This is a genomic window from Oricola cellulosilytica, assembly GCF_019966575.1.
Lineage (GTDB): Bacteria > Pseudomonadota > Alphaproteobacteria > Rhizobiales > Rhizobiaceae > Oricola > Oricola cellulosilytica.
Genome location: NZ_JAINFK010000007.1, coordinates 1 through 24315 on the forward strand (window position 1 = coordinate 1; position 24315 = coordinate 24315).

30 protein-coding genes are annotated in these 24315 nt (G+C 61.0%); 15 read left to right on the forward strand and 15 right to left on the reverse strand.

The features are described 5' to 3' along the window. Positions 1-83: 83 nt before the first annotated feature. Positions 84-1196, reverse strand: a complete 1113-nt coding sequence (locus tag LC298_RS15660; RefSeq protein ID WP_131571132.1) for a YeeE/YedE family protein — start codon at positions 1194-1196, stop codon at positions 84-86. Positions 1197-1319: 123 nt separating this feature from the next. On the opposite strand from LC298_RS15660, the gene LC298_RS15665 reads away from it, so the two are divergent. After that, positions 1320-2234, forward strand: a complete 915-nt coding sequence (locus LC298_RS15665; protein WP_223385702.1) for an MBL fold metallo-hydrolase — start codon at positions 1320-1322, stop codon at positions 2232-2234. Here LC298_RS15665 and LC298_RS15670 read toward each other — a convergent pair whose 3' ends face one another. The 3 genes from LC298_RS15670 to LC298_RS15680 all read right to left on the reverse strand — a co-directional run bounded on the left by LC298_RS15670 (position 2235) and on the right by LC298_RS15680 (position 4159). Continuing rightward, positions 2235-3332: a YeeE/YedE family protein gene (locus tag LC298_RS15670; protein WP_131571126.1), complete on the reverse strand. Its 1098-nt coding sequence runs from the start codon at positions 3330-3332 to the stop codon at positions 2235-2237. Between the two features lie 48 nt (positions 3333-3380). Next, on the reverse strand, positions 3381-3728 hold the full coding sequence (locus tag LC298_RS15675; RefSeq protein WP_131571123.1) for an ArsR/SmtB family transcription factor: 348 nt from the start codon (positions 3726-3728) through the stop codon (positions 3381-3383). A 71-nt stretch (positions 3729-3799) separates the two neighbouring features. Beyond that, positions 3800-4159, reverse strand: a complete 360-nt coding sequence (locus LC298_RS15680; protein ID WP_131571120.1) for a thioredoxin domain-containing protein — start codon at positions 4157-4159, stop codon at positions 3800-3802. A 101-nt stretch (positions 4160-4260) separates the two neighbouring features. On the opposite strand from LC298_RS15680, the gene LC298_RS15685 reads away from it, so the two are divergent. The 9 genes from LC298_RS15685 to LC298_RS15725 all read left to right on the forward strand — a co-directional run bounded on the left by LC298_RS15685 (position 4261) and on the right by LC298_RS15725 (position 12223). After that, on the forward strand, positions 4261-4995 hold the full coding sequence (locus LC298_RS15685; protein ID WP_131571117.1) for a cytochrome c biogenesis CcdA family protein: 735 nt from the start codon (positions 4261-4263) through the stop codon (positions 4993-4995). A gap of 10 nt (positions 4996-5005) precedes the next feature. Continuing rightward, the gene (locus tag LC298_RS15690) at positions 5006-5590 is read left to right on the forward strand and encodes a thioredoxin family protein (RefSeq protein ID WP_131571113.1); all 585 of its coding nucleotides are present in this window, start codon (positions 5006-5008) and stop codon (positions 5588-5590) included. A 171-nt stretch (positions 5591-5761) separates the two neighbouring features. Next, entirely contained in the window at positions 5762-6226 is a 465-nt protein-coding gene (gene soxX / locus LC298_RS15695) for a sulfur oxidation c-type cytochrome SoxX (RefSeq protein WP_131571110.1), read from the forward strand. 25 nt (positions 6227-6251) lie between these two features. After that, complete coding sequence (gene soxY, locus LC298_RS15700; protein WP_131571107.1) at positions 6252-6707, forward strand: thiosulfate oxidation carrier protein SoxY; 456 nt, start codon at positions 6252-6254, stop codon at positions 6705-6707. A gap of 21 nt (positions 6708-6728) precedes the next feature. Next, the gene (gene soxZ, locus LC298_RS15705; RefSeq protein WP_131571104.1) at positions 6729-7055 is read left to right on the forward strand and encodes a thiosulfate oxidation carrier complex protein SoxZ; all 327 of its coding nucleotides are present in this window, start codon (positions 6729-6731) and stop codon (positions 7053-7055) included. A gap of 81 nt (positions 7056-7136) precedes the next feature. Next, the gene (soxA, locus tag LC298_RS15710) at positions 7137-7970 is read left to right on the forward strand and encodes a sulfur oxidation c-type cytochrome SoxA (protein ID WP_131571193.1); all 834 of its coding nucleotides are present in this window, start codon (positions 7137-7139) and stop codon (positions 7968-7970) included. 106 nt (positions 7971-8076) lie between these two features. Further along, complete coding sequence (gene soxB / locus LC298_RS15715) at positions 8077-9771, forward strand: thiosulfohydrolase SoxB (RefSeq protein ID WP_131571101.1); 1695 nt, start codon at positions 8077-8079, stop codon at positions 9769-9771. A gap of 189 nt (positions 9772-9960) precedes the next feature. Continuing rightward, on the forward strand, positions 9961-11139 hold the full coding sequence (gene soxC / locus LC298_RS15720; protein ID WP_244596605.1) for a sulfite dehydrogenase: 1179 nt from the start codon (positions 9961-9963) through the stop codon (positions 11137-11139). Continuing rightward, the gene (locus tag LC298_RS15725; RefSeq protein ID WP_131571095.1) at positions 11123-12223 is read left to right on the forward strand and encodes a c-type cytochrome; all 1101 of its coding nucleotides are present in this window, start codon (positions 11123-11125) and stop codon (positions 12221-12223) included. The genes soxC and LC298_RS15725 overlap by 17 nt, the downstream gene beginning before the upstream one ends. 16 nt (positions 12224-12239) lie before the next feature. On the opposite strand, the gene LC298_RS15730 is transcribed toward LC298_RS15725, so the two are convergent. The 10 genes from LC298_RS15730 to LC298_RS15775 form a co-directional block, all read right to left on the reverse strand. After that, the gene (locus LC298_RS15730) at positions 12240-12350 is read right to left on the reverse strand and encodes a DUF2474 family protein (protein ID WP_131571090.1); all 111 of its coding nucleotides are present in this window, start codon (positions 12348-12350) and stop codon (positions 12240-12242) included. Next, the gene (gene cydB / locus LC298_RS15735) at positions 12350-13354 is read right to left on the reverse strand and encodes a cytochrome d ubiquinol oxidase subunit II (RefSeq protein ID WP_131571087.1); all 1005 of its coding nucleotides are present in this window, start codon (positions 13352-13354) and stop codon (positions 12350-12352) included. Before cydB ends, LC298_RS15730 begins: the two co-directional genes overlap by 1 nt. A 9-nt stretch (positions 13355-13363) precedes the next feature. After that, positions 13364-14770 carry a cytochrome ubiquinol oxidase subunit I gene (locus LC298_RS15740; protein WP_131571084.1) on the reverse strand — a complete coding sequence of 469 codons (1407 nt, stop codon included), beginning with the start codon at positions 14768-14770 and terminating at the stop codon, positions 13364-13366. Positions 14771-14905: 135 nt separating this feature from the next. Then, positions 14906-16009, reverse strand: a complete 1104-nt coding sequence (locus LC298_RS15745; protein WP_131571081.1) for a YeeE/YedE family protein — start codon at positions 16007-16009, stop codon at positions 14906-14908. A gap of 148 nt (positions 16010-16157) precedes the next feature. After that, complete coding sequence (locus LC298_RS15750; RefSeq protein ID WP_131571078.1) at positions 16158-17918, reverse strand: SulP family inorganic anion transporter; 1761 nt, start codon at positions 17916-17918, stop codon at positions 16158-16160. 17 nt (positions 17919-17935) lie between these two features. Then, a complete protein-coding gene (locus tag LC298_RS15755; RefSeq protein ID WP_131571075.1) occupies positions 17936-18346 on the reverse strand; it encodes a protein tyrosine phosphatase family protein in 411 nt (136 codons plus the stop codon). A gap of 14 nt (positions 18347-18360) precedes the next feature. Continuing rightward, complete coding sequence (locus tag LC298_RS15760) at positions 18361-19245, reverse strand: MBL fold metallo-hydrolase (RefSeq protein WP_131571072.1); 885 nt, start codon at positions 19243-19245, stop codon at positions 18361-18363. A gap of 30 nt (positions 19246-19275) precedes the next feature. Further along, complete coding sequence (locus LC298_RS15765) at positions 19276-19710, reverse strand: DUF6691 family protein (protein ID WP_131571069.1); 435 nt, start codon at positions 19708-19710, stop codon at positions 19276-19278. A 2-nt stretch (positions 19711-19712) separates the two neighbouring features. Beyond that, on the reverse strand, positions 19713-20141 hold the full coding sequence (locus tag LC298_RS15770; RefSeq protein ID WP_131571067.1) for a YeeE/YedE family protein: 429 nt from the start codon (positions 20139-20141) through the stop codon (positions 19713-19715). Position 20142: 1 nt separating this feature from the next. After that, positions 20143-20364: a YgaP family membrane protein gene (locus LC298_RS15775; protein ID WP_223385703.1), complete on the reverse strand. Its 222-nt coding sequence runs from the start codon at positions 20362-20364 to the stop codon at positions 20143-20145. A gap of 79 nt (positions 20365-20443) precedes the next feature. Between LC298_RS15775 and LC298_RS15780 the strand changes: the two genes are divergently transcribed. Next, positions 20444-20740 carry an ArsR/SmtB family transcription factor gene (locus LC298_RS15780; protein ID WP_131571065.1) on the forward strand — a complete coding sequence of 99 codons (297 nt, stop codon included), beginning with the start codon at positions 20444-20446 and terminating at the stop codon, positions 20738-20740. Between the two features lie 9 nt (positions 20741-20749). On the opposite strand, the gene pcaQ is transcribed toward LC298_RS15780, so the two are convergent. After that, positions 20750-21670: a pca operon transcription factor PcaQ gene (gene pcaQ / locus LC298_RS15785; RefSeq protein ID WP_131571063.1), complete on the reverse strand. Its 921-nt coding sequence runs from the start codon at positions 21668-21670 to the stop codon at positions 20750-20752. 83 nt (positions 21671-21753) lie between these two features. Here pcaQ and pcaD point away from each other — a divergent pair, with 83 nt between their 5' ends. Genes pcaD through pcaG form a run of 4 tightly spaced genes read left to right on the forward strand, consistent with a single transcriptional unit; the run spans position 21754 to position 24314 of the window. Next, on the forward strand, positions 21754-22563 hold the full coding sequence (gene pcaD, locus LC298_RS15790; RefSeq protein ID WP_131571059.1) for a 3-oxoadipate enol-lactonase: 810 nt from the start codon (positions 21754-21756) through the stop codon (positions 22561-22563). After that, positions 22556-22972: a 4-carboxymuconolactone decarboxylase gene (gene pcaC / locus LC298_RS15795; protein ID WP_131571056.1), complete on the forward strand. Its 417-nt coding sequence runs from the start codon at positions 22556-22558 to the stop codon at positions 22970-22972. The genes pcaD and pcaC overlap by 8 nt, the downstream gene beginning before the upstream one ends. Then, the gene (gene pcaH, locus LC298_RS15800; RefSeq protein WP_131571053.1) at positions 22969-23700 is read left to right on the forward strand and encodes a protocatechuate 3,4-dioxygenase subunit beta; all 732 of its coding nucleotides are present in this window, start codon (positions 22969-22971) and stop codon (positions 23698-23700) included. The genes pcaC and pcaH overlap by 4 nt, the downstream gene beginning before the upstream one ends. Next, on the forward strand, positions 23700-24314 hold the full coding sequence (pcaG, locus tag LC298_RS15805) for a protocatechuate 3,4-dioxygenase subunit alpha (protein ID WP_131571050.1): 615 nt from the start codon (positions 23700-23702) through the stop codon (positions 24312-24314). Before pcaH ends, pcaG begins: the two co-directional genes overlap by 1 nt. Position 24315 lies beyond the last annotated feature (1 nt).

Below are 24315 nucleotides of genomic sequence, written 5' to 3' on the forward strand. Positions count from 1 at the left end.
CGACATCGCCCACCTCGCATCCGCCCTGTGCGACCTCTGGTCCCAGTGCGCCCTCGCAAGAGCCGTCGCGTAATAACCCGGCCCTATTGCGCCGGACGCATGTCTGCAATGTGAGCAGGGGTTGCCGGTTCTCTTTCTGGCCGGTCGACAAGCCAGTGAGTCAGGCAGGCTGCGATCCAGATCGCAAACAGCGCAACCCATGCGGTCAGCGCAAAGACCGACGCTCCGGTGACGCCAGCGCCGACGGCACATCCGCCGGCAAGCATCCCTCCGAAACCCATCATCGAAGCGCCCGCCAGATAGCGTCGCATCGAGCGCCCGTCGTGAAACCCTTCCAGTTTCAGTTGGCCGGTTAAGGCTGCGGCAGCGAACGCGCCGACGAATACCCCGGGAACTAGACCGACATCGAAGTCGAGCCCTCCTTCGCTTGGAGTCAAAAACAGCATCAAGGTGTCGGCGGACGGGCCGGTGAACGATAGCGATTCCACCTGCACCGGATCGAACGCCACGCCGCTCATTGTGCCAGTGAGGAACCATGCGGCTGGTATCATGAGGCCGACGCAGAACGCCGCGACTGTGACGCGGCCGCCGACCCGTCGCCACGTCGCAAGAATGAGTGCGACCAACGCGGCAGCCAGACTAAGCCGCAGTGCGGTGGCGCTATCGATGCCTGTCAATGCGAGCAGATCGTTTCCGCCAGTGGATGCAGTCGTCAGGGGGCGAGCTAGGGACTCCCGTACAGGAGCTAAGAACCCACGCAAGCTGGCCTGCGCGACGATCGCAAATACAAGGCCGGAAAGCAGCGCGCGCAGGTTTCCGGTGGCTGAAAGGACTAGAAGCCGACTGGCGCAGCCGCGCGCCAAGATCATGCCGCACCCGAACAGGAGACCACCCAGCGCCGCGCCGGAGAGGCTCTGCGGCGATGCAATTTGACGCGCCTCCTGGGTGGCGAGCAGCCCGCCGAACGAAAGCGCCTGGGTACCGGTAAGTGCTGTCGTGAATACAATTAGCCACACTGCGGTTTTCTCACCGATACGGCCATGTGCAAACTCCACTGTCGCGGCACGGAGGCAAAACCGGCTCTGCTGTGCGAATGCGCCGAACAGGGCGCCAATAAGCGCACCGCCAAGCACCAGCGTCCAGTCTTCGCCGACAATGTCGGCGGCTGTGGCAAGTCCAGTTGCAATCTTTTCCATAGGCATCCCCTTTAAGGAAGACTGGAGGCCAGTCAGCGGTTGGGCGTTGACCTTGGTCAAGCGAACGCGCATACATTCAAAAAAATGTATGTTTTGAGGAGATATGGCATGCGGGATGTGTCGGTGAAACGCCGCGTTATCCTGGCGGGGTTTGGGGCGACTGCGATCTTTCCCTTCGAGGCGTTTCTCGCCCGGCCTGCGGTGGCGGACGTGCAACTTGGATCGAAGACGCTGACGACAGTGAGCGACGGTAATCTCGTCTTGCCGCTCGAGTTTGCCTATCCGGCGGTTCCGCGCGGTCAGGTGGTCGCATTGCTGGAAGCAGCCGGAAGGCCGGTGGAGCGACTGGAGCCTCCCTGTAACGTGACGGTGCTGCGGGATGGCGACAAAGTCGTGTTGTTCGACGTCGGTTCGGGTCCGAACTTCATGCCAAGCGCGGGGAGGCTGATGGAGAACATGGACGTCGCCGGAATTTCGCCCGAGGAGGTGACGGATGTCGTCTTCACGCACGCCCATCCGGATCATATCTGGGGCCTGCTGGACGATTTTGACGACTTCGTATTTCCTCAGGCGGCGTACCACATCAATCGGGCCGAGTGGGACTATTGGCGTGCGGACGACACGCTAGAAAATACGCCGGAAGCGCGCCAATCGTTCGTGGTCGGAGCACGGAACCGATTTGATGCGCTGGACGGTGTCATCAATCTGTTCGATTACGGTGACGAGGTAATCTCGGGCGTGGAGGCAGTGGATACAGCAGGCCACACCCCGGGCCACACCTCCTTCGCGGTGCATGATGACAGCGATAGCGTCATGATCCTCGGCGACGCCGTGACTAATTCGGCAGTTTCGTTTCCGCATCCCGATTGGCCGTCGGGGTCGGACCAGGACGTTGAAATGGCGATCGCCGCACGGGTCGCCCTGCTCGACAGGCTGGCGACCGAGAAGTCGAAATTGATCGGCTTTCATCTCCCGAATGGAGGGATCGGCCGGGCGGAAAAGGCCGGAAAAGGCTACAGGTTTATCGGCGAATACTGACTATTCGGCCGGGTGACCCGCGCTTGCGTGCGAGCGCATGAAGGCGAAAGGCGAACCCTCCAGCAGATATGCAAGGCCGATGCGCGCCCCGAAAGCGATGCTTATCCACGCAAGGGGTGCCGACACGGCCATGACCGAAACCGCGCTCACGCCCTGGCCGATGGTGCAGCCGAGGGCGAAAATCCCGCCCGTTCCCATCAGGAATGCGCCGGTCAGATGGCGGCCAAGTTCGCGTGCGTCGTCACAGGCCTCCCAGCGCATGTCGTTCGAGGTCCATGCGCATGCCGCCGCACCGAGGAACACGCCGATGACGAGACCGACGCCGTAGTCGGGCAGGGCGCCGGTGACGGTGATGATCTGCAGCATCGTGTCCCCGAGCGGCGCCACGAACGAGCCTGCTTCAAGCTGGACCGGTTCCAAGAGCCGTTGAGCTGCCATGGAGGTGACCAGCCAACCGGCTGCTATGCCGGCGCCGATGACAGCTCCTGCGGCGATCTTCTCGCGATCCATCCGGAAGGCACGGTCGCGAAATACCCAATAGAGCATTGCGGCTGAGATGACTGCAGCGAGATAGGGGGTCAGTGCAAGGCCGGTGGCGCTGGAAAGCAGGGCGCCCAGCGATTGGCCGCCATAGGCCGAGAGGTCTATCGACAGAGGATCAAGCACCGCAACGCGCAAATGGCCGGTTACGCCTCGTTGTGCAGCCAGTGCCGCCAATGCGATTCCGGTGAGAACAACCAAGGCACGGAGATTTCCGCCGCCAAGTCTGATAACAGCCCCAAAGCCGCACGTGCCGACCAGCGCCATGCCGATGCCGAACATCACGCCGCCGATAATCACGCCAGCGATGGGTAGGGGTTCGGCCAGATAAAAACTTGAAGACACGTCAATCCAACCCACCACCTGCATAGCTTGCGACAGGATCAGGGCGACCGCTGCGGCGAGAATCCAGGCTCGCAAGCCCCGACTGTCACTCGCATACCAATGACGCTCGAGCGCTGCCATGGTGCAGAAGTGATTTCGTCGCGCGACAAAACCGATTACCGATCCGATTACCAGTGCGGCCGCCGGAAGCGACCATGGGCTATCTAGCAGCATCCGTTCCTCCCGCGCCTGCGGCGGCGCTTCCTGCATCCGGAGAGGGGTTCAGCCCTGTTGACGAACCGGCCTGCAGAACAATTCGTAAAGCGTCTCCACAACCGACGAGACTTCCTTGTCGGCGACGCTGTAATAGATCATGCGGCCGGCCCTGCGCGTCTCGACAAGCCTGTCAAACCGCAGCCGTGCCAGTTGTTGCGAAACGGCCGCCTGAGGCATCGACAGGATCTCTTCCAGTTCGGAAACCGATTTCTCTCCTTCGGAAAGGATGCACAAAATGAGCAGCCGCGTCTCGTGAGAAAGCGCTTTCAGCAGATCGCTCGCCATCCGGGCCTGGTTCATCAGGGCGTCTACGTCGGCGGTTCTCATGTCCCGGTCGAACTTTGGCAGCGGCATGAATCAGTTCCGGTTTCACATTTGGGACGGAAGCATATCGTCTGGGCGAGGCATTGCACAGATGTCGTTCATCAACTCGCCTTGTCGTCGAGCTTTGATAGCATGTCGCTAAGAAGGAACCAAAAGAACTCGTCGCCGGGGTAACCGCGTATGCGGCCAATTTCCTTGCCGTCGTCAACCAGAACGAAAGTCGGCGTGAACCGTTCGACGGGTATGTACGAAATGTCGACCGGGATCTCCTGTTGAATGTCGACTCGACGCAGCGGTGCCCGTTTTCCTTCCTCTGTGTTCGCATATGCGGGACCGATCTCCCGGTCCCACGCTTCGCACCAGATGCAGCCTCTCTGCTCGAACATGACTAATTCGGCAGCCGAAGCGGATGTCGCGAAGGCTGTGATGGCGAATATGCCCGCAATGAGAAGACGGAACATGATGAGGACCTTTGCTTCGCTCGGTTGACACGTCTACATATATAGCATTCTCTGAATATTTACAGTGTGCGTTCACCAGTTTGCTCAAGAAGAGGTGAGGCGTGTTCGATATCGGATTTGGCGCTGCGTTTCTGGCCGGCCTTTTGTCGTTCGTCTCGCCGTGTGTTCTGCCGATTGTTCCCCCCTATCTTGCCTATCTGGCGGGGATAAGCTTCGCAGAGCTGCGTGAAACGGAATTTGAATCGGCACGCTCACGCCGTGTGGTTCTCTCAGCAATCGCCTTCGTTGCGGGTTTTACCACGGTATTTGTCGCCCTCGGCGCCACGGCGAGTTTCATCGGGCAAGCGGTCGCGCAGTACTTTGATATCCTGTCGATCATCGCGGGCGCGACAATCCTGATCTTCGGGCTGCATTTTCTCGGAGTGTTCCGAATCGGTTTGCTCTATCGGGAGGCGCGGGCAGGGGTCGAGCGTAAGCCGGCTGATCTTGCTGGCGCCTACGTCATCGGCCTTGCTTTCGCTTTTGGCTGGACGCCTTGCGTTGGCCCCGTACTCGCCGCCGTCCTGTTCATCGCCGGTTCCGAGGACACCGTGTTTCGCGGTGCGGCGCTTCTGGCTGTATACTCCCTCGGAATTGGGCTTCCGTTTCTGGCTGCCGCGCTGTTTGCAAGCCGCTTCATCGGCTGGTCGCAGCGCTTCAAGCGCCATATGCCGGTTGTCGAGAAGAGTACTGGAGTGTTGCTGGTCATCACGGGCCTGCTGTTCATGACCGGCCAGATGTCGCGCATCGCGCAGTGGCTGCTCGACACCTTCCCGGCGTTTGCCACCATCGGATAGGAGGAACATCATGACACGCTTTGTATTTCTTCTGGCGCTGCTGCTCATCGGACCCGCAGTTTCCACCTCTGCCGCGACCATGGGTGATGACGGGCTGCACAAGCAGGACTGGTTCGCGCTGACGTTCCGGGATATCGCCGAGGACCTGGACACGGCCCAGGAGCAGGGCAAACGCCTCGTTCTCCTTTTCGAGCAGCGTGGCTGCGTCTACTGCAAAAAGCTGCACGAGGAGGTTCTGAGCGATCCGGAAATCGCCAAGTACGTCTCCGATAATTTCATGGTGGTGCAGTATAATCTGCACGGCGATGAGGAGGTGATTGACCTCGACGGAGAGGTGCTGACCGAGAAGACCGCTGCACGCAAATGGCGATTGCTGTTCACGCCGACCATTCTATTCCTTCCCGAAAGCGCCTCCGAAAGGAAGCCGGTTCACGAATCGGCGGTCGCGATCATGCCTGGTGCGTTCGGCAAGGGCACCTTCAAGGATTTGTTCAAATGGGTCCGCGACAAGGGATATGAGACCGATGAAAGTTTTCAGCAGTACCATGGACGCATGGGACAAAAGCGCGTGGAGGCCGGCGTGATACCGGATTAGCGGTCGGTTTCTGTGCGTCATGGACAAAATATTCAAAAAATCATATTTGTGCATTGATCGTTGCCGGCATTTTCGCTAGCGTTCAAATTAGGGTAGTTGTAGCGACACGACCCACGGGAGGAACGGCTGCAGTTGATCAATGCACCCGTTATGAGGAGGAAACGGTAGCCAATGAAGTTCACTATCAAATCAGGCCTGGCCAGCGCTCTGGTATTGTTGGCGTCGACGGCATTCGCCGCCAGCGTCGTCGCCCCCGGAGATGTGGCGATCGAAGACGGGGCTGTATCCAAATCCTTGACCGGCGCTCCCGGCGACGCAGCCGAGGGCCGCAAGACATTTGCGGACCGCAAGCTCGGCAATTGCCTTGCGTGCCATGCGGTCACTGACCAGAGCGAGCAATTGTTCCACGGCGAGGTAGGTCCGCCGCTTGATGGTGTCGGTGACCGATGGAGCGAGGCCGAGTTGCGGGCCATTCTTGTAAACTCGAAGGCGATCTTCTCGGAAGATACGATCATGCCGGGTTTCTACACTCTCGATGTGGGTGTGGATGTCCGGGAGGACCTCGTGGGAAAGACGATTTTGACGGCAGAGCAGGTTGAGGACGTGGTCGCTTATTTGATCACGCTGAAAGAGTAGTCCTCACATGAAGGAGAAACGGATTATGACACTGACAAGGCGTTCAATGCTGACGCTATCAGCCGGGGCGGCGGTCGTGACGGCATTCGGCCTGCGAGCCGGCCCCGCATTCGCATCAGCGGAAGATGCAATGGCAAAGATCACGGATTTTGCCGGCGGGACCGAGCCGCAGATGGGCACGATTTCGCTGACCGCCCCCGAGATTGCGGAAAACGGGAACACGGTGCCGGTATCGGTTTCGGTGGATAGCCCGATGACTGAGGAGGATCACGTTGCCTCGGTCGCCATCTACGCCGACGGCAATCCGAATCCGGAAGTGATCACCTTCAACTTTACCCCGATGAGCGGTGAGGCGTCGGCGACCACCCGCATGCGGCTCGCGAAAACGCAGAACGTGATTGCGGTCGCCAAGACCAGCACCGGCGCGGTCTTCATGGACAAGAAAGAGGTCAAGGTGACCATCGGCGGCTGCGGCGGCTGATCGAACCCGGAGATATAGGACATGGCAAAAGTAAAACCACGCGTGAAGGTGCCGAAATCCGCTGCTGCGGGCGACGTCATCACCATCAAGACGCTGATCAGCCACCCGATGGAGTCGGGGCAACGCAAGGATAAGGAAGGCAATCCCATTCCGCGCAAGATCATCAATTCGTTCACATGCGAATTTAACGGTCAGACGGTCTTTTCCTGCGACATCGAGCCAGCGATTTCGGCCAATCCATACCTGGAATTCACCGCCAAGGTGGACGAGGCGGGGACCTTCAAATTCACTTGGGTCGACGATGACGGTTCGGTCTATTCAGATGAACAAGAGATTGCGCTGAAATGAGTGAGGATGCCGGTCGCCCGCGGAGGGTCGGCCGGTAATCTCTCGGGAGGAAAAACATTGAAGACACTATTTTCTGTTTCAATGGCGGCGATCATGTCAGGCGGCATGTGGGCGTCCGTTGTTCTCGCGGGGCCATCGGACGACAAGTTGGTCATCGACGAGCAAATCGAGATGACCACGCGAACGGCCGCGCCGGAAGGTCACCCGCTGGATGAGGTGATTTCCGGGTGGCACTACCGAACTCCCGAAACTCGAGCGCTCGAGACCGACACGTTCCAGAACCCGGGCATGCTCGCTGTCGAGGAAGGCGCGCAGATTTGGGAGACCGTCGAGGGAACGGAGGGCAAGTCCTGTGCGACGTGTCACGGAGACGCATCGGAATCGATGGCTGGCGTGGGCGCCAACTATCCCAAATGGGATGAGGACTCGGGTAAGCCCATCAACATCGAATTGCAGATCAACAAGTGCCGCGTCGAGAATATGGGGGCCGAGCCCTACAAGTTCGACAAGGATGGCCAAAAACCGCTGACGGCTTTCATAAAGCATCAGTCGCTCGGCCAGCCGGTGGCGCTCGATCTCTCCCAGGGTGACATGCAGACATGGTGGGACAAGGGCAAGGACCTCTACTATCGGCGGACGGGCCAGCTTAATCTGTCATGTGCGACCTGCCACGAGGACTATAATGGCTACCGCATTCGCGCCGACCATCTGAGCCAGGGTAATGCCAACGGCTTCCCGACATATCGGCTCAAGCAGGGTGCTCTCGTCTCTATCCACAACCGGTTCCGCGGCTGTATCCGGGATACGCGTGCTGAATATCCCGCCGCCTTCTCCGACGACTTGATGGCGCTCGAGGTCTACGTGACCTGGCGTGGGTCCGGACTTTCCGTGGAAACTCCCGCCGTTCGCCAGTAGCAATGCGCGCCGGCCGGAACTCGATGTTCGGGTCGGCGCGATTTCAAACCGAAACGCCGCTAGCGGATTTGTCCGCTCGGCGAAGCTTTGTCCGGAGTTGATCGGCATGTTTTCACGCCGCGAGTTTTTGATGGCTTCCGTCGCCGCAACGGCGGTGATGGGTCCGGGTATCGCCGGAAACTGGTCACGGGCGGCCGCTCAGCAGGCAATGACGGAAGACGACCTTTTGTCTTTCGACGCCACGGGAAATGTGACGCTGGTGCATATCACCGACATCCATGCCCAGCTCAAGCCGATTTATTTTCGCGAGCCCTCGATAAACCTGGGCGTGGGTGAGGCTCAGGGCTTGCCTCCGCATGTCACCGGCGATGATTTTCTGAAGCTGTACAATATCGACCCGGGCACGCCGCATGCCTATGCGCTGACGTCGGTCGATTTCGTGGCGCTCGCCAAGGCATACGGCAAGATGGGCGGTCTCGACCGGGTCGCGACAGTTATTAAACGCATTCGTTCCGAGCGGGGCGAGGATAGTGTGCTGCTGCTCGATGGCGGTGATACCTGGCAAGGATCTTACACGGCCCAGCAGACGCTAGGCGGTGACATGGTGGAAGTCATGAACGCGCTGCGTCCGGACGCGATGACGGGCCACTGGGAATTTACCTACGGGGCCGACAGGGTGACGGAACTAGTCGAAAGCCTGCCGTTCCCGTTCCTGGGTAGCAATATCTATGATGCTGAATGGAACGAGCCTGCGTTTGAGCCGTACAAGATCTACGACAAGGGCGGAGTGCGCGTGGCCGTGGTCGGACAGGCCTTTCCCTACACGCCGATCGCCAATCCGCGCTGGATGTTCCCGAACTGGTCGTTTGGCATTCGCGAGGAGGACATTGCTGCCAACGTTGCCGCCGCGCGCGAGGACGGTGCCGATGTTGTCGTGCTGCTGTCCCACAATGGTTTCGATGTGGACCGCAAGCTGGCCTCGCGGGTCGACGGCATCGACGTGATCCTGACGGGACATACGCACGACGCATTGCCGGAACCGGTGATCATCGACGGCACGCTCGTTGTAGCATCGGGCTCGAACGGTAAGTTCCTGTCGCGTGTCGACCTCGATGTGCGCGACGGTGAGGTGAAGGGCTACGAATATCGCCTGATCCCGATCTTCTCGGACGTGATAACACCCGATGCCGAGATGAATGCCCTGATCGAGAAGGTTCGGGCGCCTTTCGCCGATGAGCTTGCCCGGGAAATCGGCCGTACCGACAGCCTTCTCTACCGGCGTGGAAACTTCAACGGCACATTTGACGATCTGATCTGCGACGCCCTGTTGGCCGAGAGGGATGCGGATATCGCGCTGTCGCCTGGATTCCGGTGGGGGACGAGTTTGCTGCCGGGACAGGCGATCACCGTCGAAGACTTGCACAATGCCACGGCAATGACATACCCGGCAGCCTATCGCTCGATGATGTCCGGGGCGCTGATCAAGGATATCCTGGAAGATGTCGCCGATAACCTGTTCAATTCCGATCCATACTACCAGCAGGGCGGCGACATGGTCCGTGTCGGCGGAATGGGTTACACGATCGACGTCAACGCGGCGATCGGATCGCGCATCTCCAGCATGACCCTGATGAAGACCGGCGAACTGGTCGATCCCGGCAAGGAATATGCCGTCGCCGGCTGGGCATCTGTCAACGAGGGTACCGAAGGGCCGGCGATCTGGGACGTTGTAGAGGGTTATCTTCGGAAAAATCCGGTCGTCCAGTTGGGCGAAAACCAATCAGTTCAGGTCATCGTTTAATTTGCCGCAGGTTGCAATCGACAGCCGGGATGTGACCTGATATATATAAAAAAATGAATATATATATGTACGATCCGGGAGGAACGTGTGAGCGGAAGAAACAACAAATCCAAATCGGGCGTCGACACCTCGCGGCGCGGTTTTCTGACGGCGGGACTCGCGGGCGGGGCCGCCTTGGCGGCGACCGGAATGGCGAGGGCGAACGGCGATCCCCTGATTACCGAGATCCAGGACTGGAACCGCTATCTCGGTGACGGCGTCGATGCTGCGCCCTACGGAATGCCCTCTGAATTTGAGGCGCATGTCGTCCGGCGCGACGTTCCTTGGCTGACGGCAGATCCGGTCTCATCGGTAAACTTCACGCCGTTGCATGAACTTGACGGAATCATAACACCGAACGGGCTCTGTTTCGAGCGCCACCATGGCGGCGTCGCGGAGATTGATCCGGCCGATCATCGGCTGATGATTCATGGCCTGGTCGAGCGTCCATTGGTGTTCACGATGCAGGACCTGATGCGGTTCCCCCGTGAGAATCGCATCTACTTCCTGGAGTGCGCCGCCAACTCCGGCATGGAGTGGCGCGGATCGCAGTTGAACGGCTGTCAGTTCACACATGGCATGGTGCATTGCGTCGTCTACACCGGGGTTCCGCTGAAATACCTCCTCGACGAAGCCGGTGTTAAGACGAGCGGTAAATGGCTGCTGGCGGAGGGTGCCGACGCTGCGGCGATGACTCGCTCGATTCCGATCGAAAAGGCATTGGAGGATTGCCTCGTCGCCTTCAAGATGAACGGTGAGGCCCTGCGTCCGGAGCAGGGTTATCCGGTACGGCTCGTGGTTCCCGGTTGGGAAGGCAATATGTGGATCAAATGGCTGCGCCGGCTTGAAGTTGGCGACGAGCCGTGGGGTCAGCGCGAGGAGACGTCGAAATACACCGACTTGCTGGCCAACGGGCAGGCGCGGCGCCACACATGGGCAATGGAGGTGAAATCGGTGATCACCAGCCCGAGCCCGCAGGCACCAATCGCCCACGGGCCGGGTCGGACGGTTATCACCGGTCTCGCGTGGTCCGGTAACGGCCGGATTGACCGGGTGGACGTCTCACTCGACGGTGGCCGCAACTGGCGGCCGGCGCGGATCGACGGTCCGAGTATTTCGAAGGCGTTGCACCGCTTTTATCTCGATATCGACTGGGATGGTTCGGAGATGCTGCTGCAATCTCGAGCGATGGACGAAACCGGCATGATCCAGCCGATGAAGGACGAGCTCCGAGCAGCCCGCGGCGAGAACTCGATCTATCACAACAACGGAATACAGACCTGGCATGTCAACGGCGATGGAGTGGCGGAAAATGTCGAAGTTTCTTAAGGCGGGGGTGGTTGTCGCGGCCGTCGTCGGGAGCGCCGTAATTGCCGATATTGCCGAATCCGCCGAGATTGCCGAGGGTGAGAAGGTGTTCCGCAAATGTGCGGCGTGCCACACGGTGGGCGAGGACGCCAAGAGCCGGGTCGGGCCGCATCTGAACGACCTGTTCGGGCGGACGGCGGGAACCGTCGACGGGTTCAAATATTCCGCCGCGATGGTGGCTGCCGGAGAAGGCGGATTGGCGTGGGACGAACAGTCCCTGACCCAGTTCCTGGTCAAGCCGCGGGAGGTGGTCTCCGGCACCAAGATGGCGTTTGCCGGGCTGCGCAAATCCGTCGACGTCGCCAACGTGCTCGCGTATCTGAAGACGTTCGATGCCGATATGGCCGCCACGGTCGCCACGGACGAAGCGCCGGAAGAGGCGAGTGCGGCGGCCGAAACGGAAGAAACGCCGGCGCAGCCGGCCGAACTGCCGAGCGCCGATCATGACGGGCCGATGAAACTCGGCAGGCTGGCGACCGAAGACGAGATCGCCGCATGGGACATCGACATCCGACCCGATGGCCTGGGGCTGCCGCCGGGACGCGGAACCGTCGCTCAAGGCGAGCCGATCTACACCGACAATTGCGCGGTCTGCCATGGTGATTTCGGCGAGGGGATCGGCCGCTGGCCAGTTCTTGCCGGCGGACAGGACACGCTCACCAACGAGCGTCCGATCAAGACGGTTGGTTCATACTGGCCGTATCTCTCCACCGTGTACGACTACATCCGCCGGGCGATGCCATTCGGCAATGCGCGCTCGCTGACGGACGACGAGGTCTATGCGCTGACGGCCTATGTGCTCTACCTGAACGACATCGTGGATGACGAGGAATTCGAGCTGTCACCCGACAACTTCACAGAGATCGGCATGCCGAACGAGGATAACTTCATACCCGACACCCGGCCTGCCGAAGAGCATTACGCCGAAAAGACCGAACCGTGCATGAGCGACTGCAAGCCGGGGCCGGTCAAGATCACCATGCGGGCGCAGGTTCTGGACGTCACGCCTGATGGCGATGAGGAAGGCGGCGGCGCCATTGACTGATTGAACGGGATCTCAATCAGTTGATCGCCAGCCGGATGAAATAGGCCACCGCCGCGACGCAGGCGACGCCGGCAAGCCAGAGCGCAATGAACCACGCGATCTGGCGTGTCCGCCTGGCGAGGGCCATCAGTGATAGCCTTCGTTGGGGTCGATCTTCCCGCGGAACACCCAATAGGCGTATGCGGTGTAGGCGAGGATGATTGGCAGGAGTATCCCCGCGCCGACCAGCGTGAATTTCAGGCTGGACTCGGGGGCGGCCGCCTCCCAGATCGTCAGATCCGGCGGAACGATGTGCGGGTAGAAACTTACGCCGATTCCGGCAAAGCCGAGAATGAACAACCCGAGCGAGGCCAGAAACGGTGTGTAGTCGGCCATGTTCCGCAAGCCTGCGAACAGTAGCCACGATGTGAGCAGCACCAGCAATGGAACGAACAGGCTGAAGGTGATGGTCGGCCAGGCGAACCATCGCTGGAAATAGACCGCGTCCAGAAACGGCGTCCAGAGACTGACAAGTCCCATGGCGACCAGTGTGCCGATGGCCAGATAGACTGAATAGCCGCGCATCCGCACCTGCAGGTGGCTCGTCGTCTTCATCATCAGCCATGTCGAGCCGAGCAGCGCATAGCCGATCGTGACGGCGATACCGACCAGGATCGAGAACGGGGTGAGCCAGTCCCACCATCCTCCAGCATAGGCCCGGTTTTCGATCTCGATGCCTTGCACGAGGGCGCCGAGCGCGATGCCCTGCATCAGGGCCGCGACAAGCGAGCCGCCGAAAAAGGCTCCGGTCCAGACCGGTTTCCAGCGCTTGGTGCGCCAACGATATTCGAAGGCGACGCCGCGGAATACGAGCGCCAGCAGCATCAGGACGATCGGCATGTAGAGCGCCGGCAGTACGACAGCGTAGGCGAGGGGGAATACGGCGAAGAGGCCACCGCCCCCGAGCACGAGCCAGGTCTCGTTGCCGTCCCAGACCGGGGCGACCGAGTTCATCATGACGTCGCGCTCGTGTTCGCTTTCAGCGAAGGGGAACAAGATGCCGATGCCGAGGTCGAAACCGTCAAGGACGACATATAGCAGGACGGCAAAAGCGATCAGGGCGGCCCAGATGAATGCGTAATCGAGTTCCATGATCGCCCCTTACTCAACCGAATCGAAATCGCGATCGGCCTGCTGGACCGGCGTGATCCCCGCCGTGCGAAGCGGGCCCTCGCGCAGGCTTGCGTCCTGTGTCTCCGGAGGCCGGCTCATCAGTCGCAGGATATAGAATGTGCCGGCACCGAAGACGAAGAAATAGACCACGACGAAGGCCAGCAAGGATGCTCCAACCGCCGGAGCATCAATCGGAGAGAGCGACTCGGAGGTCCGCAACATGCCGTAAACCGTGTAGGGCTGACGGCCTACCTCCGTCGTAATCCACCCAGCGAGCACGGCGACGAAACCGGCCGGCGTCATAACGAGCGCGGCTCGCTGCAGCCAGCGTGCCTCAAAAAGCGTTCCTCGAAAACGGGCGAGCAAGCTCCAGAGGCCGACGCCGAGCATCGCGAAACCAAGCCCGACCATGATCCGGAAGCTCCAGAACACGATCGCCACCGGCGGTTCCTGATCGTCCGGCACGGTGTCGAGGCCATCCAGCGGCGCGTTCAGGTCGTGCTTCAGGATCAGGCTCGATAGTTTAGGAATTTCAATCGCGTAGTCGATTTTCTTCTCGGATGGATTCGGGATGCCGAAGAGGATAAGTGGCGCTCCTTCCGGGTGGCTTTCGTAGTGCCCCTCCATCGCCATGATCTTTACCGGCTGGTGTTCCAGCGTATTCAGGCCGTGGAAGTCGCCTGCCGCAATCTGGATCGGTGCAACGATTGCCGCCATCCACATCGCCATTGAAAACATCGTGCGTACCGCCGGCGTGCCCCGGTCCCGCAGGAGATGCCATGCCGCGACACCGCCGACCACGAACGCGGTGGTCAGATAGGCCGCCAGCACCATGTGGACCAGACGATAGGGAAAGGACGGATTGAACACGATCGCAAGCCAGTCGGCCGGGATGAACTGTCCCGCGTCGTTAACCGAGAAGCCCGCCGGGGTCTGCATCCAGGAGTTGACCGAGAGGATCCAGGTCGCGGACATCAACGTTCCGAAGGCGACCATCGCCGTTGCAAACATGTGCAGACCATTGCCGACACGCTTGCGGCCAAACAACATGATCCCCAAGAACCCGGCCTCGAGGAAGAAGGCGGAGAGCACCTCATAGGCCATCAGCGGTCCGAGGACCGGGCCGGTGCGGTCCGAAAAGACGCTCCAGTTCGTACCAAACTGGTAGGACATGACGATCCCCGACACGACGCCCATTCCGAAGGCGACGGCGAAAATCTTCTTCCAGTAGTTGAAGAGCTCAAGATAGCGGTCGTGACGTTTCCAGAGCCACAGCGCGTTCAGAACGGCGAGGTAGCTCGCCAGACCGATCGAGAAAGCCGGAAAAACGATATGGAAGGATACCGTGAAGGCAAACTGGATCCGGGCGAGAATTTCGGCTGTCGGTTCCAACATCGGTCGCGAGACGTCCCTGTTTCACAGACAGATGTTATCCTCTCGCGCAAAATGGCAACCACCGGGGGCGAATTGTCGCAATATTGCGTAACAAGCGGCTCGTCTGGCCCTTGAAGGCGGTTGAGGATATTTGGATTACTCGGCGGGTGCCGCGGCTCCGTGGGAGGGCGCAACGACCTTCGATGGCCGGTAATCGACGAGCCGATCGGTTGCGATCGCGCCGCCGATCATCGCTGCAAGGGCGATGATGCCGGTGATTGCGAGGGCGGCGCCGCCGGTGAAGCCGGCGCCGATGGTGCAGCCTACCGCCAAAATGCCGCCAAAGCCCATCAGCGCGCTTCCGGCGACGTAACGGAGCCAATGAGGGGTGCCCGGCTCGGCGAAGGTGCGGACCTTGAAGGAGCGGAACAGAAGGGAGGCGACGAAGGCACCGAGGAGCGTGCCGCCGACAAGTCCGACATCCATCGAGAGCTGCGATTGGTCGCCGCCGCTGCCGATATAGTTCAGCGTGTTGGCGAGCGGCCGCATGAAGGAAAGACTGTCCGCCTGCACGGGTTCGAAGACCTGAAGCGAGAACTGGTAGCTGAGATACCAGCCGGCCGGGATAAGCGCGCCGATGACCAATCCGCCAAGAATGAACAGGAGGGGAAGACGGCGCATCGCGACCACCGCTATCGCCAGAATTACCAAGGCGGCTCCGACGACCAGGCCTGTATTTGCGCCGATTCCGCTCGCAACGGCGATGTCGTTCGTTCCAAGCGGGACGGTGGTCAGCAGCCCTCCGGCGGCGTTTCGCAGCGGAACGAGCGGTCCTTGATAGGTTGCCCAGGCGACCAGCGTAATGATTGCGATGGAAAGAACCGCCCGCAGATTCCCGGATGCGCCCAGAACGACAAGACGGCTCGCACATCCGCGCGCCAGCGCCATGCCGATACCGAACAGGCCGCCGCCGACGATCGCACCAGAAATGCTTTGCGCCGTGCCGAAGAACCGTGTGTCCTGCAGGTCGATGACGCCCGCGAAGACAAGCGCCTGCGTGCCGGTTACGGCGGTTGCAAAGGCGATCAGCCACAAGGGCAGCATCCGGCCGGCCTTTCCGCGCGAAATCTCCAGTGCCGCCGATCGCGTGCAGAAGCCGGTCCGCTCGGCGAAGCCGCCGAAGACGATTCCGAGGACTAGTCCGATCGCGGCGAATGTCGCCGGTTCGCCGATCGTCTCGATAAGCGGTACGAAGTTCATGTGCCTGTTCCGTCAGTTTGCCTGTCGATAGCAGACCAATTGACGCGTCGCGTGGCACAGCAATGTGCCCGACCCAGCTTGCAGGGAAAAAATTTCCGTGCGAACCGCCCCGTTCGTGGAAAATGAATCCAGTTGTTCGGTGGCGGGCCTATTCCGCGGAAACGGGAAGGGGCTCCGCCACGTTCTGGCGCTTGATGGCCGTCATTGCCTGATGCTGGCTCAGGAAGACCTTTCCCGTCAGGTGGTGGAAGAAATTCGAACGGCGCAGACGGTCCATGACCGGCCCCTTGATCTCGCTGAGATGGAACCGCACGTCGAGCGCCTTCAGACGGTCATTGATCGCTTCCAGCGATTCGAGGGCGCTCATGTCGATCTCGTTGACCGCCGGACACATCAGGATCACATCCGTCACGGCCGGACGGGCGGCGACCATGTCGTAGATCCGGTCCTCCAGATAACGCGCGTTGGCGAAGTAGAGGCTTTCGTCGACACGCACGGCAAGGATGTTTTCGTCCGTCATGACCTCGTGGCGTCGAACATTCCGGTAGTGTTCGGTTCCGGGGACCTGGCCGACGACAGCCATATGCGGTTTCGACGTCCGGTAAAGATGGATCAGAACCGAGAGCGCAACGCCGATGGTGACGCCGATCTCGACGCCGAGACCGAGCGTCGCAAGAATGGTGGCCGAGACGGCGGCGAAGTCCGCGCGGGAGTAGGTCCACGTCTTGCGCAGGATGGAAAAATCCACCAGCGACAGAACAGCGACGATGATGGTCGCCGCAAGCGTCGCCTGGGGCAGGTAGTAGAGCAGTGGCGTCAGGAACAGCGACGCCAGCAGCAGACCGATAGCGGTGAACGCGCCGGCGGCAGGGGTTGCGGCCCCGGCATCGAAATTGACGACCGATCGGGCAAATCCGCCCGTGACCGGGTAACCGCCTGAGAAGGCGCCGCCGATATTTGCCATGCCGAGCCCGATCAGTTCCTGATCCGGATCGATCCGCTGGCGCTTCTTGGCGGCGAGTGTCTGGGCAACGGACACGGATTCGACGAATCCGATGATGGAAATGAGAACGGCCGAGCCGATCAGGCTGGCCCAGAGATCAGGCGAAAACGACGGTGCGGTGAGAGGTGGTAAGCCTTGCGGCACGGTTCCAACGGTTTTCACGCCCATCTCGTCGAGCGAGAACAGCCAGGCGATCAGGGTCGTAATGGCGACGACCGCAACGGGCCCCGCCTTCGACAGCACGTCGGCAAGACGCGGCCCCAGCCCCCATGCGATCAACAGGGGCTTCAACCCCTTGCGGACCCAGAAGAGAGCGGCTGCCGCGGGGACGCCGATCGCGACTGTGATCCAGTTGATCTGCGACAGGTTTTCCCAGAGTGATGCGACCAGTTCGACGAGGGTGTGTCCACTCGCCGGAACACCGAGGATGTGTTTCAGCTGGCTGGCAGCGATGATGATACCGGACGCCGTGATGAAGCCGGCAATGACCGGATGGGAGAGGAAGTTGGCGAGAAACCCGAGACGGAAAAGCCCGAGCGCCACGAGGAAAGCACCGGACATGAATGCAAGCGTGATCGCGGCGGTGATGTATTCGGGCGTCCCCTGTTCGGCGAGGTTGCCAACCGCAGCCGCCGTCATGAGCGACACGACGGCGACCGGACCGACGGCCAGCGCCCGGCTCGTTCCGAAAATCGCGTAGAGGATGATCGGGGCGATCGAGGCGTAAATGCCCATCTCCGCCGGGAGGCCCGCCAGCAGCGCATAGGCAAGCGACTGCGGGATGAGCATGATCGTCACGATCACCGCCGCAAGCATGTCGCTGCCAAAGGTGGCACGGCCGTAATCCCGGCTCCACTCAAGAATGGGCAGGCGTTTCGCGACCGCGTTCCTCAGTCCGGTTTTCATGAATGGTTTTCTTGTGGCTAGGCGTTGTCGAGAAGGCCGGACATGTCGTATCCGGCGCGCGCAGTGCTCTCGCGCAGGCGGTCTTTCGGATCGCCTTCCATAAGCCTGGAGAGCGTCCACAGGGCAGTGGAACGGGTTCCGGTTCTGCAATATGCGAGGACGGGGCCGTCGCTCCTGCCGATCGCGTCGGCAAACTGACGGGCGGCGGCGGGGCCTAGCGTGGCCCCTGTCACCGGCAGGAAAACAGCTTCCATGCCGGCTTCCCGGGCCTGCTCGGCGATCTCCTCGAAGCGCGGCTGACCGGGCGCTTCGCCGTCCGGCCGGTTGCAGATGAGGGTGGTGAAACCGCGTCTTGCGATTTCACCGATTTCGCCGGGGGCGACCTGACCGGATACGGAGACCCTGTCGTCGAGGGGTTTGAGGTCCATGACGCGATCTCCGCTCACAGTCCGTTGACCGGAACCTTGAGCATCGGCTTCCCGTCCTTGTCGGTCGGAACCTCGCCGGCGCGCATGTTCACCTGGAGCGACGGGATAATCAGCTTGGGCATGGCCAGCGTGGCGTCGCGTTCGGTGCGCATCTTGACGAACTCTTCCTTCGTCTTGCCCGCGCCGACATGGATGTTGTGCGCCTTCTCGTCTCCGACCGTGGTCTCCCACTGGATGTCACGGCCGTTCGGCCCGTAGTCGTGGCACATGAACAGACGCATGTCGTCGGGCAGCGAAAGCACCTTCTGGATGGAATCGTACAATTCGCCGGCATCGCCGCCGGGGAAGTCGGCGCGCGCCGAGCCGCCGTCCGGCATGAACAGCGTGTCGCCGACGAATGCCGCGTCGCCGATCACATGGGTCATGCAGGCCGGCGTGTGGCCGGGCGTGTAGATGGCGAACGCCTCCAGATTGCCGATATTGTAGGTGTCGCCGTCCTTGAACAGGGCGTCGAACTGCGATCCGTCGCGCTGGAACTCGGTGCCTTCGTTGAAGACCTTCCCGAAGGTGTCCTGGACGACCATGATCTTGTCGCCGATGCCGATCTTGCCGCCGAGCTTATCCTGGATATAGGGCGCGGCGGACAGGTGGTCGGCGTGGACGTGGGTCTCGATGATCCACTCCAGCTTGAGACCGTTCGAGCGGACATACTCGATGAGTTCATCGGCATGGTCGTAGGTGATGCGGCCGGCGGCATAGTCGATGTCCATGACGGAATCGATGATCGCGCAGGCGTCGCTGGACGGATCCTTCACGCAGTAGCTGATGGTGTTGGTCGCCGGATCGAAGAACGCCTTCACGTCCGGCTTGACGTTCATGTTGACGGGATATTCCGACATGTCTCGTCTCCTTTGAAATGATCGTGAAATTTACGCAGCGGCCGGCTTCAGAATTGTCATCTGAAGCGTCCGCGCGATGACGATGCCGCCGATCATCGCAGCGACGAAGATGAACGTCTGCGAATAACCCAGGCCCAGCGCCGGTATGGCGCCGCCCGGGCAGAAACCGGCGATGCCCCAGCCGACGCCGAACAGCGCGGAGCCGCCGACGAGGCGTGCGTCGATGACCTTGCTGGTCGGGACAATGAACGACTTGTCAAGCAGCGGCGCGGCGCGCGCGCCGAAGACGAGCCGGTAGCCGATGGCCGTGGTCACGAGCGCGCCGCCCATGACGAAGATCAGGCTCGGGTCCCAGGTTCCGGCGATGTCGAAGAAGTTCAGGACCTTCGCCGGGTTGGCCATGCCGGAGATGGCGATGCCGACACCGAAAATCATGCCGATGAGAAGTGCTGAGAAGATACGCATGGTCAGATGCCTCCAAGGACGTGGCGAACCACGAACACGGTTACGAAGGTGGCGAGCATGAAGACAATCGTCGCCGTGATGGAGCGGGGCGAGAGGCGGGCCATGCCGCAGACGCCGTGGCCGCTGGTGCAGCCGGAGCCGAAGAAGACACCGATGCCGACAATCAGCCCGCCAAGGATCAGGGCGAATGTCGAGACCGGGACGGCGAAGGGAATTTCCCCGCCGGCGACGATATAGAGTGCGGGCGCAACGATCGCTCCCGCGAGAAATGCGGCGCGCCAGGGCCAGTCGCTCGAAAGCGGCGGGATGACACCGGCCAGGATGCCGGTCATGCCGGCGATGCGGCCATGGAATGCCATGAGCAGCGTGGCGGCGAGGCCGATCAGAACGCCGCCGCCAAGCGACAGGAGAGGGGTGAATTCAGTTTCCATTTCAGTCAACCTTGCATGTGCTGATGCCGAAGAGACGGTAGAGCGGGCATACGCGCAGGACTGCCGTCCCTATCAGGATAATACCGATCAGCGGGATGCCCCAGCGCATGACCGGATTTTCGAACACTAGAGTCGGGAAGATATAGGGAAGCGCCACGAGCAACGTCCCCGCAACGAGGCGGACGATGCGATCGAGCGTACCGACATTCGCGATTTTCAACACCGGGATTCTCCAGCTTGCGGTTCGATGGAGGCACACATATATTTGCGGTCACAAATATTCAAGAGATCGAATATAACAAATGATGGACATGACCGAACTTGAAGAGAAGGTCCTCGATGCGTCGCGCCTGCTGGAGATGATGGCGCATCATCAGCGCCTGCGAATCCTGTGCCTGCTCATGGAAGGAGAGCGCAGCGTACTGAGCCTGGCGGCCGCGACGGGACTGACCCAGCCGGCAATCTCTCATCATCTCAAAAAGCTGCGGGACGCCGATTTCGTAAAGACCCGACGGGACGCCCAAACAATCTACTATTCACTGCAGGGCGGGGAGGTCGAAGCGGTTCTCCGAACCCTTCACGGCCTCTACTGCGCCTGAGGAAATCCCTCACGCTTGCCGCGTGGCAATGCGCCGGACAATCGTGGCGAGGAGTTCGGCGCCAGGCGAAAGTTGCGCGTCCGCACGCACATTCAGACCTACGGAGCCGAGCGTCGACGCCGTATCGATCGCGAGCACCGAGAATTCGCCACTGGCGATTTCCGATGCGACAACCCCATGGGAAATGACCCAGATCGCGTCTTTCCGTCGGAGGAAGGCGCGGCCGAATGAATCCGAAACGGTCTCGATCGCGCGTTCAGGAAACGGCAGCCCCTGTTCGATGAACATGCGCTCGACGAAAGGCCGGATGATCGAAGCGCCGGTCGGCACCATTACCGGATATGCACGCAAATCCTCCGCGGTAATTCGGTTTCGTCCCGCCAGTGGGTGGCCGGCCCGGACGACGAAGACCACTTTCTCGCGATAGAGCGGTTCGAAGAGAAGCCCCTGCATCGTCTCGGGAGACGGCAGACGGCCGATCACCATGTCGAGTTCGCCGTTGCGCAACTGATTCAGCAGAATGCGGTTCTCGCCGGTTACGATCGACAGCCGGTTTTGCGTGCCACTTTCCAGATACTCGGCCACCGCATCCGGCATGATTGAGACGGACACGGTCGGAAGAGCCCCGACGCGGACCACCGGACCGTCGAGTTCGGTGAGCTGTTCGAGAGCCGTAAGACCGCGGCGCGCTGCTGCAAGACTACGCCCCGCATGCCGCAGGAAAACCTCGCCATGCGGCGTGATGCGGATCCCGCGCCCCTCCCTGGCGACAAGCGCCTTCCCGCAAATCGCCTCCAACTCCCGGATGGTGCGTGTCACTGAAGGCTGGGTGAGGTTCAAGCTCTCGGCCGCGCGGCTGACGCTGTTATGGCGGGCGACTTCCATCAACGTCTCCAGGTGTCTGAAGCGAATGCGTGAAATTTCGTTCATATCGTTTCCGCTATGAATCAGAGCCGAGAACTCATTATTAAGTCCCAACTGGATATGCGATACTTGCTATCGGAGGAAGGCTTTTGCAGTTCGTCAGCCTGAACGGCGTCACCATTCATTATCAGATCATCGGCGCTCCTGAAGGCAAGCCGCTGCTCGTGTTCGCCAATTCGCTTGGAACCGATTTCAGGATCTGGCGCGATGTCATCGTCCGGCTCGCCGGGGATTTTGCGATCGTGACTTATGACAAGCGCGGCCACGGACTGTCCGATATCGGTGAGACGCCCTATTCGATGGATGACCATGTGACCGATCTGGAGGCGCTGCTCGACCATCTCGGCGTGAGAAATGCAATTGTCTGCGGGTTGTCGGTGGGCGGGCTGATTGCGCAGGGCCTGTATGCCCGGCGGCGTGATCTCGTCCGAGCGCTCATTCTTTGCGACACGGCGCACAAGATCGGCACCGACGAACTCTGGAACGCCCGCATCCAAGCGGTGAGGGAAGGGGGGATCGAGGCGATCGCGGACGGCGTGCTGGAGCGCTGGTTCACCGCCAAGTTCCGTGCAGCCGACAATCCCGACTTCGCAGGCTATCGCAACATGCTGGTTCGCACGCCGGTCGATGGCTACGCGGCTACCTCCGTTGCGATCCGCGATACGGACTATACGGAGCAGGCCCGGCAGATCGGTGTTCCTGCAATCTGCATCGTCGGCGAGGACGACAAGGCGACGCCGCCCGACCTGATGCTCGAAACGGCGAAGCTCATTCCGGCCGCCCGCTACGAGGTCATTGCCAAGGCGGGACATCTGCCCTGCATCGAGCAACCGGAGATGCTGGTCGACATCATGCGCGCTTTCATCGCGGACATGGAACGGGGAGGGGCCGATGACTGATTCCGAGCATGAGTCAGATGGTCGTGAACGCGGCATGCAAACGCGCAGGGAGGTTCTTGGCTCGCCACATGTCGATGCGGCGATCGCAGCCACGACCGACTTCGACGAGGCTTTCCAGGCTCTGATCACCGAGGCAGCCTGGGGGAGGGTCTGGTCGCGACCCCAATGGCCGCGCCGTGACCGGTCGATTGTCACCCTGGCGCTGCTGGCCGCGCTGGGACACGACGAGGAACTGGCGATGCATATCCGGGCGACGGCGCGCACGGGCGCGAGCCGTGAAGACATATGCGAGGCATTTCTGCACGTGGCAATTTATGCCGGCGTGCCCGCCGCAAATCGCGCCTTCAAAATCGCGAAGAAAACCTTCGACGAGATGGATGGCAGCGACATCGGAAAGGCCTGGACATGACGCAGGACGCAGGGGCGTTCTTTCCGCGCGATCTGGCCTGGCATCCGAAGGCCTACGCGCCCGAATACAAGACGTCCGTGCTGCGCTCGCCTTCACGGGCGCTGGTGTCGCTGCCGAGCACGCTGGGCGATACGACGGGCCCCGTCTTCGGGCAGAACATGATCGGCGAACTCGACAACGACCTGATCCTGAACTTCGCCCGGCCCGGGGAACTGCCGATCGGCGAACGGATCATCCTGCACGGTCATGTCATCGACGAGAACGCGAAGCCGGTTCCCCGCACCCTGGTGGAGATCTGGCAGGCGAATTCAGGCGGGCGATACCGGCACAAGAAGGACGGTTACCTGGCGCCACTCGATCCGAACTTCGGCGGGTTCGGCCGCACTCTGACGGACGACGACGGACGCTTCCGGTTTCGCACGATCAAGCCCGGTCCGTATCCATGGCCTAACAATGCCAACGACTGGCGGCCTTCCCACATCCACTTCTCCGTGTTCGGTTCGGGCTTCGCGCAGCGGCTCATCAGCCAGCTCTATTTCGAGGGCGATCCGCATATCCGGCTCTGTCCCATCGTCAACACGATCAAGGATCCGGCGGCGATCGAACAACTCACAGCGAAGCTCGACATGAACAACACCATTCCGATGGATGCACGCGCTTACCGTCTCGATATTGTGCTACGCGGCCGGCGCTCGACGATGTTCGAGAATCGCCCGGAGGGGAACTGATGGTTCCGTTTCCCGGAAATCTGAAGGAAAGCCCGTCGCAGACAGCGGGCCCTTACGTCCATATCGGCTGTACACCGAACGCTGTCGGGATCGGCGGTCCTTACGGGGAGGATGCCGGCGCGCGACTGGTGAACGACAAAACAAAAGGGGACCGTATATCGATCACCGGACGTGTCATCGACGGCGCGAACGCACCCCTGCGCGATGCGATGATCGAGATATGGCAGGCGGATGCCGACGGGCTCTTCAACAGCCCGCTCGAGAAGCGCGGTGCCGCCGACACGAATTTCCGTGGTTGGGGGCGGCAGGCGGCGGACGGCGAGTCGGGCCAATTCCGGTTTGAGACAGTCATGCCGGGCCAAGTGCCATTCGCCGCCGATCGGATGCAGGCTCCGCATGCGCAGTTCTGGATCGTTGCGCGCGGTATCAATCTGGGCCTCCACACTCGCATGTATTTTCCCGACGAGGCGGACGCCAACGCGGCCGATCCAGTGCTGCAGCGGATCGAGCCGCGCTGGCGTGTCGCGACGCTGATCGCCTCGGGCGCACGGCCGAACTACACCTTCGACATCCGCCTGCAGGGCGAAAACGAGACCGTTTTCTTCGATGTCTAGG